Source organism: Rhizobium sp. J15 (assembly GCF_002531825.1).
Classification (GTDB): Bacteria; Pseudomonadota; Alphaproteobacteria; order Rhizobiales; family Rhizobiaceae; genus Rhizobium.
In genome coordinates, this window is record NZ_NWSX01000079.1 from 1 (window position 1) to 13854 (window position 13854).

Annotated in this window: 12 protein-coding genes; 2 read left to right on the top strand and 10 right to left on the bottom strand. The window is 62.1% G+C overall.

Annotated elements, in window-relative coordinates; genetic code table 11:
- Positions 1 to 62: 62 nt before the first annotated feature.
- The 9 genes from CO670_RS31700 to CO670_RS31740 all read right to left on the bottom strand — a co-directional run bounded on the left by CO670_RS31700 (position 63) and on the right by CO670_RS31740 (position 8878).
- A complete protein-coding gene (locus CO670_RS31700) occupies positions 63 to 644 on the bottom strand; it encodes a GNAT family N-acetyltransferase (protein WP_097593972.1) in 582 nt (193 codons plus the stop codon).
- Positions 645 to 646: 2 nt separating this feature from the next.
- Positions 647 to 1288, bottom strand: a complete 642-nt coding sequence (locus CO670_RS31705; RefSeq protein WP_097593974.1) for an SGNH/GDSL hydrolase family protein — start codon at positions 1286 to 1288, stop codon at positions 647 to 649.
- Between the two features lie 19 nt (positions 1289 to 1307).
- Positions 1308 to 2651 (bottom strand): pyruvate dehydrogenase complex dihydrolipoamide acetyltransferase, encoded by a 1344-nt coding sequence (locus CO670_RS31710; RefSeq protein ID WP_097593975.1) that lies wholly within the window; start codon positions 2649 to 2651, stop codon positions 1308 to 1310.
- A gap of 15 nt (positions 2652 to 2666) precedes the next feature.
- The gene (locus tag CO670_RS31715) at positions 2667 to 4052 is read right to left on the bottom strand and encodes a pyruvate dehydrogenase complex E1 component subunit beta (RefSeq protein WP_097593976.1); all 1386 of its coding nucleotides are present in this window, start codon (positions 4050 to 4052) and stop codon (positions 2667 to 2669) included.
- 15 nt (positions 4053 to 4067) lie between these two features.
- The gene (pdhA, locus tag CO670_RS31720; RefSeq protein WP_097593978.1) at positions 4068 to 5114 is read right to left on the bottom strand and encodes a pyruvate dehydrogenase (acetyl-transferring) E1 component subunit alpha; all 1047 of its coding nucleotides are present in this window, start codon (positions 5112 to 5114) and stop codon (positions 4068 to 4070) included.
- A gap of 145 nt (positions 5115 to 5259) precedes the next feature.
- Positions 5260 to 5580, bottom strand: coding sequence for a septum formation initiator family protein (locus tag CO670_RS31725; RefSeq protein WP_088674129.1), 321 nt, complete (start codon positions 5578 to 5580; stop codon positions 5260 to 5262).
- A gap of 143 nt (positions 5581 to 5723) precedes the next feature.
- On the bottom strand, positions 5724 to 6998 hold the full coding sequence (eno, locus tag CO670_RS31730; protein WP_097593979.1) for a phosphopyruvate hydratase: 1275 nt from the start codon (positions 6996 to 6998) through the stop codon (positions 5724 to 5726).
- Positions 6999 to 7139: 141 nt separating this feature from the next.
- Complete coding sequence (gene kdsA / locus CO670_RS31735) at positions 7140 to 7985, bottom strand: 3-deoxy-8-phosphooctulonate synthase (RefSeq protein ID WP_097593980.1); 846 nt, start codon at positions 7983 to 7985, stop codon at positions 7140 to 7142.
- Positions 7982 to 8878, bottom strand: coding sequence for a VOC family protein (locus CO670_RS31740; protein ID WP_097593981.1), 897 nt, complete (start codon positions 8876 to 8878; stop codon positions 7982 to 7984). Before CO670_RS31740 ends, kdsA begins: the two co-directional genes overlap by 4 nt.
- Positions 8879 to 9075: 197 nt before the next feature.
- On the opposite strand from CO670_RS31740, the gene lexA reads away from it, so the two are divergent.
- Positions 9076 to 9795 (top strand): transcriptional repressor LexA, encoded by a 720-nt coding sequence (gene lexA, locus CO670_RS31745; RefSeq protein WP_088674192.1) that lies wholly within the window; start codon positions 9076 to 9078, stop codon positions 9793 to 9795.
- Here lexA and CO670_RS31750 read toward each other — a convergent pair.
- Positions 9776 to 12202 carry a ComEC/Rec2 family competence protein gene (locus CO670_RS31750; protein ID WP_097593983.1) on the bottom strand — a complete coding sequence of 809 codons (2427 nt, stop codon included), beginning with the start codon at positions 12200 to 12202 and terminating at the stop codon, positions 9776 to 9778. The two genes, lexA and CO670_RS31750, sit on opposite strands and share 20 nt — an antisense overlap.
- A 290-nt stretch (positions 12203 to 12492) precedes the next feature.
- Between CO670_RS31750 and gltA the strand changes: the two genes are divergently transcribed.
- The gene (gltA, locus tag CO670_RS31755) at positions 12493 to 13782 is read left to right on the top strand and encodes a citrate synthase (RefSeq protein WP_038688692.1); all 1290 of its coding nucleotides are present in this window, start codon (positions 12493 to 12495) and stop codon (positions 13780 to 13782) included.
- The last annotated feature ends 72 nt before the right edge of the window (positions 13783 to 13854 follow it).

The following is a 13854-nucleotide window of genomic DNA, read 5'->3' on the forward strand; positions in this document are numbered from 1 at the left end:
CGCCGGGGCCGGAGCCGATAATGATGACGTCGTAGGATTCAGCCATGTGTTTCCTGCCTTTGTTATGCTGCGCTGCGGGTCATGAGCACCCACGCGTGCCTCTTGCTGTTTTCGAAGAGCGGCACGGCATCCGCACGCGCAGCCTCCAAGAATCCGTTTCTTCCATAAAGCGACAGAGCCGCTTCGTTATCGCTTGCGGTGATCAGGCTGACGGGCCTGCGATCGGCCCTTTCGATCTGATCTTCCAGCAACCTCTTCCCGATGCCGATGCCGCGCAGATGGCGATAGACGCCGAGACTGCCGATGAACCAGCTTCCGACCACCGTCTTTTGCAAGGCGAGCATCGGCGCGGTCGCCGCAATCGTCGCCTCGATATTGCGTATGCCTTCCCCCAGCGCATGGCCGATCGCCACGCCGGCGACCTCGCCATAGGCCTCGGCGATCACGGCATCCCGCCAGCCGCCGACAGCCTCCTCCTCGCTCATCTTCAGCCGCCCCCGCTCCAGCGGCGTATCGCTCAGGCCATTCGCCACATCGGCGAACCAGAGCCAGGAGGCAAAACCGTGCGACGCGATATCCGCCAGGATCGCCAGCTCCGAAGCATCCCGCCGTGACGCCTGCCGCAGCGCGACGAAGGAAGCCATGCTCAGATCCCCAGCATCATCCGGACGATCGATTCCAGCCCGCGCCCGAGCGCACGTGTATTCTCCGCATCGAGGTGGATGCCATCGATCGGCGTGGTCTTGGCGACGGAATTGCCATCGAAGAAGCCGCAGCCGAGTTCGTCGGCGAGATCGCGGTAAAGCGTTGCGAGCTTTGCCGATTCCTCGATGCCGCCGGGAAAGGATGCGGCGAAGGGCACATTGCCCGTCGCGCAGATCGCCGGCGGCGCTACGATCAGGATTTCCGGCCCATCGAACTCGAAAGGCCAGGCATGATTGCGGATCAGCCGCACGAGCCGGCCGATGCCCTGGCAGGCGGCAAAGGCCGAACCTGCCACGACCGGCTTCATGTCGTTGGTGCCGAGCAGAAGGATGACGAGGTCGAGCGGCGCATGCGTCTGCAGGATCGTCGGCAGGACACGCGCGCCGTTGCGGTCGCAATCGGCCAGATGGTCGTCGAAGGCGGTCGTCCGGCCATTCAGCCCTTCGGCGATAACGCGCGCCTCGCTTCCGAGCGCCGCCTGAAGCACGCTCGGCCAGCGGTTCTGGTAGTCATGGCGGCCGATCGTGTCGGCGTCATACCCCCAGGTCAACGAGTCGCCATAGCAAAGAACGGTCTTGGTCATTTCCGCCTCCGCCTAGCTATCAGACGAGCATGCCCATCGGGTTTTCGATGTAGCCCTTGAAGGCCTGGAGCAGCTCGGCGCCGAGCGCGCCGTCGACGCAGCGATGGTCAGTCGAGAGGGTGACGGACATCACCGTGGCGATCGCCATTTCGCCGTTCTTGACGACGACCCGCTGCTCGCCGGCGCCGACCGCGAGGATCGTTGCATGCGGCGGATTGACGACGGCGGCGAAGTTCTTCACGCCCATCATGCCCATGTTGGAGACCGAGCTCGTGCCGCCCTGATATTCCTCGGGCTTCAGCTTGCGGTCCTTGGCCCGCTTGCCGAGATCGCGCATCTCGTTGGAGATGACAGACAGCGTCTTCTGCTCGGCCTTGCGGATGATCGGCGTGATCAGGCCGCCGGGGATCGAGACGGCGACGCCGACATCGGCGTGCTTGTGCTTGACCATGTTGCTGTCGGTCCAGGAGACGTTGGCGTCGGGAACGTCGCGCAGTGCCAGCGCCATGGCCTTGATCACCATGTCGTTGACCGAAAGCTTGTAGGCCGGAGCGTTATCCTTGCGCGGCGCCGCATCGTTCAGCTGGGCGCGCAGCGCCATCAGAGCGTCGAGCTCGCAATCGACGCTGACGTAGAAATGCGGGATCGTCTGCTTGGATTCGACCAGGCGCCGGGCGATCGTCTTGCGCATGCCGTCATGCGGCACGAGCTCGTAGGAGCCCGGCTCGAACAGCTTGAGCACGGCGTCGTCCGAGGCGCCCTTCGGCGCTGCGGCAGGTGCCGGAGCAGCGGCAGCCTGCGGAGCCGCAGCGGCGGGCGCAGCCTTGGCGCCACCGCCGGCAACGGCGGCTTCGACATCGCTCTTGACGACGCGGCCATGCGGGCCCGAGCCTGCGACAGCCGACAGATCGATGCCGGCTTCCTTGGCGAGCCTGCGGGCAAGCGGCGAAGAGAAGGTGCGGTTACCGCCTGATGAAACGGCCGCGGGTGCGGCGGCAGGCGCCGGTGCAGCAGCCGGAGCGGACGGGGTCGGTGCAGCCTCGGCCTTCGCAGCCGGGGCAGCGTCAGCCTTTGCCGGAGCGGCTGAGCCCGCGCCGCTTGCGGCGGCGGCGACATCCTCGCCATCGGCAGCGAGAACGGCGATCAGCGCGTTGACTTTAACACCTTCGGTTCCGGCGGCAACGACCAGCTTGGCGACCGTGCCTTCATCGACGGCTTCGACTTCCATCGTCGCCTTGTCGGTCTCGATCTCGGCGATCACATCGCCAGACTTGACCTTGTCGCCTTCCTTGACCAGCCACTTGGCCAGATTGCCTTCTTCCATGGTCGGAGAGAGGGCGGGCATCGTGATATTGATCGGCATCGAAATACCCTCCCCTTATTTGTAGCAAACGGCCTTCACCGCATCGACGACTTCGCCGACGTTCGGAAGCGCCAGCTTTTCGAGATTGGCAGCGTAAGGCATCGGCACGTCCTTGCCCGCAATCGTCAGGATCGGCGCATCGAGATAGTCGAAGGCCTGCTGCATGACGCGGGTGGCGATTTCGGTGCCGACGGACGACTGCGGATAGCCTTCCTCGACGGTGACGAGGCGGCCGGTCTTCTTCACGGATTCGATGACCGTCGGCAGATCCATCGGGCGGATGGTGCGAAGGTCGATCAGTTCGACATCGATGCCGATCTTTTCGAGTTCGGCGGCGGCCTTCGTCGCATAGGTCATGCCGATGCCAAAGGAAACGACCGTCACGTCCTTGCCCGGACGATGAATGCGGGCCTTGCCGATCGGCAGCACGAAATTGTCGAGCTTCGGCACGTCGAAGTGCTGGCCGTAGAGAATTTCGTTTTCGAGGAAGATGACCGGGTTCGGATCACGAATCGCCGCCTTCAGCAGGCCTTTTGCGTCGGATGCCGTGTAGGGCATGACGACCTTCAGGCCGGGGATCGCGCTGTACCAGGCCGCATAGTCCTGGCTGTGCTGGGCGCCGACGCGGGCGGCAGCGCCGTTCGGGCCGCGGAAGACGATCGGCGCGCCCATCTGGCCGCCGGACATATAAAGCGTCTTGGCGGCGGAGTTGATGATGTGGTCGATCGCCTGCATGGCGAAGTTGAAGGTCATGAATTCGACGATCGGGCGAAGGCCGGCCATGGCGGCACCGACGCCGACGCCGGCAAAGCCGTGTTCGGTGATCGGCGTATCTATGACGCGGCGGGGGCCGAATTCCTGCAGCAGACCCTGCGTAACCTTGTAGGCGCCCTGATATTCGGCGACTTCCTCGCCCATGACGAAGACATCGTCGCTGGCGCGCATTTCTTCGGCCATGGCGTCGCGGAGCGCTTCGCGCACGGTCATAGACACCATCTCGGTGCCGGCCGGGATTTCCGGGTCGTTCGGAACGACGGCCTTCGGCTCGGCCGGAAGCGGCGCGGCGGCGGAGCCGCTATTCGTCGGCTTCTCTTCCTGGGCGACCGCGGGGGCCGCTGCGGCAGCGGGCTTGGCTGCCGATATATCGGCGGCGGATTCGCCATCCCGCAGCAGCACGGCGATCTTGGTGTTGACCTTGACGCCTTCGGTGCCGGCATCGACCAGCAGCTTGCCGATGACGCCTTCGTCGACGGCTTCGACTTCCATCGTCGCCTTGTCGGTTTCGATTTCGGCGATCACATCGCCGGAAGTGACCTTGTCACCTTCCTTCTTCAGCCATTTGGACAGCGTGCCTTCTTCCATCGTCGGAGAGAGGGCGGGCATGAGGATATCGATAGGCATGGGTTCCCTCCCCGATTAGAGCAGAATGTCGGTGTAGAGCTCGGATGCATCCGGCTCCGGATCGGCCTGGGCGAAGTCGGCGCTGTCGGCGACGATGTCGCGGACATCCTTGTCGATCGCCTTCAGATCGTCCTCGGAAGCCCAGCCCTTCTCGATGAGGCGTGCCTTCACCTGCTCGATCGGGTCCTGCTCGGAGCGCATCTTCTGCACTTCTTCCTTGGTGCGGTACTTCGCCGGGTCCGACATGGAGTGGCCGCGGTAGCGATAGGTCAGCATTTCGAGAATGATCGGACCCTTGCCGGAACGGCAGTGTTCGAGCGCCTCATCGGCGGCGGCCTTGACGGCGCGCACGTCCATGCCGTCGACCTGGATGCCGGGGATGCCGAAGCCGGAGCCGCGAAGCGAATAGTTCGACTGCGCCGTGGCGCGCGCCGTCGAGGTGCCCATGGCGTAACGGTTGTTCTCGACGATATAGACGATCGGCAGCTTCCAGAGAGCCGCCATGTTGAAGCTCTCGTAAACCTGGCCCTGGTTGGCGGCACCATCACCGAAATAGGCGACGGCGACATTGCCGTTGTTGCGGTAGCGGTTTGCGAAGGCAAGGCCCGTTCCGAGCGAAACCTGGGCGCCGACGATGCCGTGGCCGCCGTAGAAATGCTTCTCTTTCGAGAACATGTGCATCGAGCCGCCCTTGCCGCGGGAATAGCCGCTGCGACGGCCGGTCAGCTCGGCCATGACGCCGCGCGCTTCCATGCCGGTCGCCAGCATGTGGCCGTGGTCGCGATAGGCGGTGATGACCTGATCGCCTTCCTTCTGCGCCATCTGCATGCCGACGACGACAGCTTCCTGACCGATGTAAAGATGGCAAAAGCCGCCGATGAAGCCCATGCCGTAAAGCTGGCCGGCCTTCTCCTCGAAGCGGCGGATCAGCAGCATCTCGCGATAGGCCTTGAGCTCTTCATCACGATCGAAGTCGGCTACCGGGCCGCCATTCGATGCTTTGACTGTGGATTTTGCTGCAGTTTTGCGGCTGGAAACGGTCGCGGTCTTTCGCGGCGCCATTCAACCCTCCCTATGGGTTTATCGGTTCTCGATGGCGCGTACCATAGGGAAGAAATATGACCACAGCAATGCCATAATTGCATGGCTCATATTCTGAGCTAAATCGTTGATAATATTACAGAAATCTCAATTAACCGAATTCAGGTTAATTGGAATAGTGGTTGAATATGACGATCTCGTCCGCGCGCGACATATTGAGCTGGTAACGCGCCTTTTCGTCCAGCATATCCTTGTCGAGCGAGCCGTCACTCAGGAGCGCGACCTGACTTTCCAGATGTTCGCGCTTCGCCTTCAAGACCGCAAGCTCTTTTTCGCGCTCGATCCGCTGGCGCTCGAACGTCTCCGTCGCGCGCAGGCCGTAATCGCCATGGATGCAATGATAACCGAAGTAGGAGAGGAAGGCGACCGTCATGGCCGGAATGACGAAGCGACCGATTCTTCTCTTCTTATGATGCTTTGTCCACATACACGCATGCTCTTGAACGCATTACCAATTCGTTCAATCTAACGCGCAGAGATTAACCGTTCGTTGACTCTAAAAAACGGGCAATAAAAAACCCCGCGCCTCTCACAAGGCGCGGGGATCAAGCGATTGAAAATCAGATCCGATCAGCCGCGGATGATCGAGCGGCCGGCATACTGGGCCTGCGGGCCGAGGCCTTCTTCGATGCGGATCAGCTGGTTGTACTTGGCAAGGCGGTCGGAGCGCGACAGCGAGCCGGTCTTGATCTGGCCGCAGTTGGTGGCGACCGCGAGATCGGCAATCGTCGAATCTTCCGTTTCGCCGGAGCGGTGCGACATGACGGCGGTGTAGGCAGCCTTGTGCGCCGTGTTGACGGCGTCCAGCGTTTCCGTCAGCGAGCCGATCTGGTTGACCTTGACGAGGATCGAATTGGCGACGCCCATGCGGATGCCGTCGCGAAGACGGGCGGAGTTGGTGACGAAGAGGTCGTCGCCGACCAGCTGGGTCTTCTTGCCGATCAGGTCGGTCAGCGCCTTCCAGCCGTCCCAGTCGTCTTCGGCCATGCCGTCCTCGATCGAGATAATCGGGTACTTGCCGGCGAGTTCGGCCAGATATTCGGCCATGGCGCCCGGCTCGAGCGTGCGGCCTTCGCCTTCGAGAACATACTTGCCGTCCTTGAAGAATTCCGTCGAGGCGCAATCGAGGCCGATATACATGTCGTCGCCGGGCTTGTAGCCGGCTTTCTCGATCGACTTCATGATGAAGTCGAGCGCCTCGGGCGCGCTCTTCAGGCCCGGCGCGAAACCGCCTTCATCGCCGACATTGGTGTTGTGGCCCTGTACGGCAAGTTCCTTGCGCAGCGTATGGAAGACTTCCGAGCCCATGCGGACGGCTTCGCGGATGGAATCCGCACCGACCGGCATGATCATGAATTCCTGGAAGTCGATCGGATTGTCGGCATGCGCGCCGCCGTTGATGATGTTCATCATCGGCACCGGCAGCAGGCTGGCGGAAGCACCACCGACATAACGGTAGAGCGGCAGGCCGGAAGCCTGGGCTGCAGCCTTGGCGACGGCGAGCGACACGCCGAGGATGGCGTTGGCGCCGAGGCGCGACTTGTTCGGCGTGCCGTCGAGCTCGATCATGATGTTGTCGATCTGGATCTGGTTTTCGGCGTCGATGCCGCCGATCGCGTCGAAGATCTCGGTGTTCGCAGCCTCGACAGCCTTTTCAACGCCCTTGCCGAGATAGCGCTTACCGCCGTCACGCAGTTCGACCGCCTCATGCGCTCCCGTCGAGGCGCCCGAGGGAACGGCCGCGCGGCCCATGCTGCCGTCTTCGAGATAGACATCGACTTCGACGGTGGGGTTGCCACGGCTATCGAGAATCTCGCGGGCGATAATATCGGTGATTGCAGTCATGGGTTCTTCCTGCTCGGTGGGTGATCAATCGTTCGAAGCCTGTCATAATCGAAGGCGTGCAAATTACAATGCTGCAGTTTTACGCCTCCGGACCAGTGCTCGGGTGTGGCCTATAACACGATCATGTCAGCCTGTTGAACATCAAGCCTTGGCGATCGCGTCGAAGGCCAGCAGCTTTTCGAGGAGCCGCGGCATGTCCTTGAGATAGACCATGTTGGGGCCGTCGGAGGGCGCATTGTCCGGGTCCTGGTGGGTTTCGAGGAAGACGCCGGCAATGCCGGTGGCGACTGCCGCGCGCGCCAGCGTTTCGACGAACTCCCGCTGACCGCCGGAGGAATCGCCCTGCCCGCCCGGCTGCGCCACCGAGTGGGTGGCATCGAAAACGACCGGCGCGCCCATCGCCGCCATGATCGGCAGCGAGCGCATGTCGGAGACCAGCGTGTTGTAGCCGAAGGAAGCGCCGCGCTCGCACAGCAGCACGTTCGGATTGCCGCTGGCGTTGAGCTTCTTCAGGACGTTCTTCATATCCCAGGGGGCGAGAAACTGGCCCTTCTTGACGTTGACGACGCGGCCGGTCCTGGCGGCGGCAATCAGAAGGTCGGTCTGGCGGCAGAGGAAAGCCGGGATCTGCAGGACATCGACGGTCTTTGCCACTTCCGCGCACTGTTCGGCGGTGTGAACGTCGGTCAGAACGGGAAAACCGAATTCCTTCTTGAGATCGGCAAAGACCTCCATGCCCTTTTCCAGCCCGATGCCGCGTTCGGCCGAAAGCGACGTGCGGTTCGCCTTGTCAAAGGAACTCTTGTAAACCAGGCCGATGCCAAGCTTGCCGCAAAGCTCCTTCAGCGTGCCGGCCATCATGAAGGCGTGATCGCGGCTTTCCATCTGGCAGGGGCCGGCGATCAGCGACAGGCGGCCGGTATTGGAAAAGGTGACCTGGCCGTTGCCTTCGCCGATCTTGACTTCGGAATTCGTATTGGAGCTCATCGTGGTTCCTCGAAGGCGAAGAGCGTGCCCTGCCCGGGCGCGGGCTTCACCAGAATGCGATTGTTCTTGCGCGTGTAGGTCACCCCGTTAGCAGCCAAATGCGCTTCTGTCACGGCAAGATCGGCGACATTGAAGAGGATGGCCCGGCCGCGCAGGCCGCGTTCGGCGTGCGAAACGGCGATTTCAAAATAGGCTTCCAGCCCTTCCGGCGTCATCAGGTTGATCTTTGCATTCGACGCCGCGATCTTGACGCCGAAGCCGGTTTTCTCGATTGCCGATTGTCCCGCGGCAAGGCCGACGAAAGTTCCGAATGCCGCAGCTTCCGGCGCGCAAAGCGCCACCTCGGCAATGCCCGTGACGCCGTTTGCATGCGTTTCCAGCGCGCCGCGATCTGCTGGCAGCGGACTGATGCGCTCGACACTGAAAAGGAAGAGGTCAGGCGCGCGCAGATCAGCGGCAAAGGCGAGCTTGAAGCCGGCGATGCTTTCAGACCCATCCGGCATCGTCATCGGCCGGCTGAACTGCAGCATTTCACCGGCGCTCGATGCCTTGCCAACGAAGTTATGATGATCGCGGCCAGCATCCGCAGTGCCGAAAGCCACCGCCGAAAGCCCCTCATCGCCGCAGCGGAAGCGGAAGGCCTGATTGCGGGCGGTAAACACATTGCCCTTCCGCGCCGATGCCTCGCTCTCCTCGACGCTCGCTACTCCGAGCGGCTCCAGATAGGTTTTGTCGGCAAAGAAGACGCAGGCATTCTCCGTCCCGAAGGGATGGCGCGCATCGGCGGCGACGGTGAAGCCGAGCTTGCCGAGCCTCTCGCGCGCCAGATCGATATTGACGACGGGCAGCACCAGATGATCCAGCGGATGCGGGCTGGCGGAATGCCTGTTCATGAGATCCCCTCCCGAAACAGCTAGAGATGTGCGCCAGCGCTCATCTCAATTCAAGGCCTGCCCGGCGATCCGGCGAATGAAAATAAAAATCTCAACGAGTTGGCGCCAAGTTTTACGGAAATTTAGCCACTTGCGGAACACATATGGAACATATAGTGTCTGTTCTGGATTTGTTTCAATCACGGGGTCTGACGTCGATGCTCACGCGCAAACAACAGGAGCTTCTCCTTTTCATTCACGAGCGCATGAAGGAATCCGGCGTTCCGCCGTCTTTTGACGAAATGAAGGATGCCCTGGATCTGGCTTCCAAGTCCGGCATTCACCGGCTGATCACGGCGCTCGAGGAGCGCGGCTTCATTCGCCGCCTACCGAATCGCGCTCGCGCCCTTGAGGTCATCAAGCTTCCGGAAGCCTATAGCCCCAGCATCCAGCCCCGGCGCGGCTTTTCTCCGAGCGTCATCGAAGGCAGCCTCGGCAAGCCTCAGCCTGTGGCCGCGCCCGCCCCAGCAAAGCCCGTCGCCGATAACGGCAACTCGGTCTCGGTGCCCGTCATGGGCCGCATCGCCGCCGGCGTTCCGATCTCGGCGATCCAGAACAACACCCACGACATCGTCGTTCCGGCCGATATGCTCGGCAATGGCGAGCATTATGCGCTCGAGGTCAAAGGCGATTCGATGATCGATGCCGGCATCTTCGACGGCGACACCGTGATCATTCGCAACGGCAGCACCGCCAATCCCGGCGATATCGTCGTCGCGCTCGTCGACGACGAGGAAGCGACGCTCAAGCGCTTCCGCCGCAAGGGCGCATCCATCGCTTTGGAAGCCGCCAATCCGGCTTACGAGACCCGTATCTTCGGGCCTGATCGCGTCAAGGTTCAGGGCAAGCTCGTCGGTCTCATCCGCCGCTATCACTGACATCGATTACGCCGGATTCGGCAAAATTGCCGCTGCGCCAGTCATAGGCGCGATGGCGCATCCAAGGCCTCGACAGCGGCCCGAATGCGGTGACGGTCTGTGGGCCGTCATCGGCAAAGCGCAATTCGACGGAGCCGCTCCTGCGAAGCGTCTCACCGGTGAAAAGCGTTGCGCCTGAGCGGCAGCGGTCGAAGCGCAGCCGCACCGACGTCACGACGATATTGCCCACATCGCAGGCCGGACCGAGATAGGCGGCATTGTCGATGACGGTCACGACCTTTCCACTGGCAAGCCGCGATATGCACCAGGCCTTTTTGACGCAGGAAAAGCGGTTTGTCTCGCCGCCTGTTGCGGCGGCCTGCATCGCGGTCCTCGCTTCCTCCTGCTGATCTGCGGAAAGCTTGAGACGCCGATCTTCTCCTTCGGGAATCGCCGGACCGTCCAGCATCTTCGGAGGACGATGCGTGGGCAGGACCAACGCTCGCCGCCATTGATCGAAGATGAAATCCGAAGGCTTTTCGCGATTGGAAGCCATGGCGCTCGGTCCAACGACCGCGACGAGAGCGCCATCCTCCGAAATCACCAGATCCGGGGCGCGAGGAGCCGGCAGAAGCAGCAAGACAAGCGTCGAGCCCGCAATGACGGCAGCACCGATATGGCGCAACCGGGTGCGCAGCAGCGTCACGAGCAGGAAGCCGGCGACAGCCACTGCAAAGTACCAGCCGGGCAACCGGCCAACCCCGATGTCGCCACCCCAGCTGGAAACCGTCTTTGCGACCGCAATCACCAGATCGAGGCCGAACCCGACCACCTTCCAGGGCACGGCATCCAGACCGAAAGGCATCAGCAGCATTGCCAGCAGCCCGGCCGGCATGACGATGAAGGAGATGATCGGCATCGTCGCGAGATTTGCCGGAAGACCGTAAGCCGTCAGGCGATGAAAGTGCTCGATCGAAAACAGCGCGGTCGAAAAGCCGCCGATCAGCGAGGTCAGGAAGACACCGATGAAGAAGCCCGCGACCGGAACGATGGGCCTGATGAAAGGCAGGTTGAGAAACGCGTTTTCCCGGACGCGCCGGTCCTTCCACATCTGATAGCCGGAAACCAATGCCAATGTCGCGGCAAAGGACATCTGGAAGCTCGGGCCAAGTACCTCGGAGGGCGAAATGGCGATAATGACAAGCGCGGATAGTGCGACATTGCGCAGGCTGATCGACGGCCGGTCGAAGAAGACAGCGATCAGCATCACGGCCATCATGATGAAGGCGCGCTCGGCCGAGACGGCGAAGCCGGAGATCAGGAAGTAGGCGGTGACGGCAAGGAGCGCGCCGGCGGCGGCGATCTTCTTCGTCGGATAGGCCTGGGCGACGACAGGAAAGAGGCTGAGCAGCATTCGAAAGCCGACGAAGAAGATGCCGGCGGACAAGGCCATATTGAGACCCGATATGGCGATGATATGAGCAAGGCCGGACTGGCGCAGCGCCTCCGTCGTTTCGTTCGAGATGGCGCGCCGCTCGTCGGTCACGAGGGCGGCTGCAAAAGCGCCGGTGTCGCCGGGCAGCACCGATCTTATGCGATCGCCGATGCCGCTGCGCAGCCGGTAGAGCCATTCGAGCAGCGCCTCGGGCACCGATGCCGCGGCCTGCGGGCCTGCCTGCAAGTCGATCTTCTCAGGCGCGCCGTAGAAGAAACCGTTCGCGCCGATGCCGTCAAAATAGGCGCCGAAGGAGAAATCGTTGAGTTCGGGAAGCGCCGGACCTGACGGCGGCGTCAGCCGCGCCCTGCCGGTAATGATGTCGCCGATCTCGAAGGGTGCGCCGGTGCTGCGGGCGATTGCGGTTACACGCTCCGGTGGCCGCTTCAGCGTCGGCGCTTCGGTGGCGGTGACGGCGAGAATGTAGCGCCATCGCCCGCGGTCGTCGCCCTCGCGCCGCTCGACGCGGCCGGTCACCGTCGTCGTCACGGCGGAATCGAGGATCACCGTCGAGGCTCGCCAGGTCTCCAGCTGCGCCGACAGCATGCCGCAGACCACGAAAGCAAGCGCCAGCAGCATTGCCCGCAAAACCACCCTGCTGCTGCCGATCACGAGGATCGCGACCGTCAGCGCCAACAGGCAGAGCAGCAATGCAACGACTGGAAAGTCCGATGCCGCGAGAAACCAGAAAGCGGCTCCTGCACCGAGGAAAACCGGCGAGAACAACAGCAGCCGGCCATGATCCGCCTCCTCGCCCAGCATGCGAAGACCGGCGCGCAGCGCTCGCGCGGCTGCGGCCGGCAGCCGGTGACGCAGCGGCGCCGCCGATTGCGTCCTTGCCGGCCGCGTCACCACGGGCGCCGCAAGATCTGCGGAATCGGCAGATCCGGCGCCTGCTTCCGGCCGCAATTCGACTGTCCTCAACCCCTGCATGCGCCGCCAAAAATCACTCGCCAAGGCAGCCAGAATGCAGCGTCCGATCAAATCCCGCAAGGATAATCGATTGAAATATGAGGGAAAATCGCGGGCACCAAAAGACCAGTCGAATCATCGGCTTCCGCTATGCGCGCAGCTCATCGCTGCAGTGCCTAAAAGGTGATGCCGCAATGCACAAAATGGCGTCACGGTAACTTGGCATTAGCTTCGCGATCATATAGCTATCGGTGAGGACGCTTAACCCCTATGGCGCTTTTGTGGCGCCACCGACATTTCGGAGGATCAGTATGACGGATCAAAGCGCTACAATAAAAATCGGTGACAAATCAGTCGACCTCGCTGTCAAAAGCGGCACGATCGGCCCTAGCGTCATCGATATCGGTGCTCTCTACAAGAACACCGCCTCCTTCACGTACGATCCGGGTTTCACCTCAACCGCATCCTGTGAATCGAAAATCACCTACATCGATGGCGATGAGGGCGTTCTGCTGCATCGCGGCTATCCGATCGAGCAGCTCGCGGAACACGGCGACTTCCTCGAGGTCTGCTATCTGCTTCTCTACGGCGAACTGCCGACGGCCGCGCAGAAGAAGGATTTCGACTATCGTGTCACGCACCACACGATGGTGCATGAGCAGATGAGCCGCTTCTTCACCGGCTTCCGCCGCGATGCGCATCCGATGGCCGTCATGTGCGGCTGCGTCGGCGCGCTGTCGGCCTTCTATCACGACTCGACCGACATCACCGATCCGCACCAGCGCATGGTCGCCAGCCTACGCATGATCGCCAAGATGCCGACGCTTGCCGCCATGGCCTACAAATATCATATCGGCCAGCCCTTCGTTTACCCGAAGAACGACCTCGACTATGCGTCGAACTTCCTGCGCATGTGCTTTGCTGTTCCTTGCGAGGAATATGTGGTCAATCCGGTGCTTTCCCGCGCCATGGACCGCATCTTCATCCTGCATGCCGATCACGAGCAGAACGCTTCGACCTCGACCGTCCGCCTCGCCGGTTCGTCGGGTGCCAACCCGTTCGCCTGCATCGCCGCCGGCATCGCCTGCCTCTGGGGCCCCGCCCACGGCGGCGCCAACGAAGCAGCGCTCAACATGCTGACGGAGATCGGTACGGTCGATCACATTCCTGAGTATATCGCCCGCGCCAAGGACAAGAACGATCCGTTCCGCCTGATGGGCTTCGGTCACCGCGTCTACAAGAACTACGATCCGCGCGCCAAGATCATGCAGAAGACGACGCATGAAGTGCTCGGCGAACTCGGCATCAAGGACGATCCGCTGCTCGAAGTGGCGATGGAGCTGGAGCGCATCGCGCTCACCGACGAATATTTCATCGAGAAGAAGCTCTATCCGAATATCGACTTCTACTCCGGCATCACGCTGAAGGCGCTGGGCTTCCCCACGACCATGTTCACCGTGCTCTTCGCGCTCGCCCGCACCGTCGGCTGGATCGCCCAGTGGAACGAGATGATCGAGGATCCGGAGCAGCGCATCGGCCGTCCGCGCCAGCTCTATGTCGGCGAACCGAAGCGCGACTACATCCCGGTTTCGAAGCGCTGAAGGCTGAACAAGGCAAAAGAAAACCCGGTCAGAGATGAACTGACCCCCGAAAGTTGGACACCCAACTTCGGG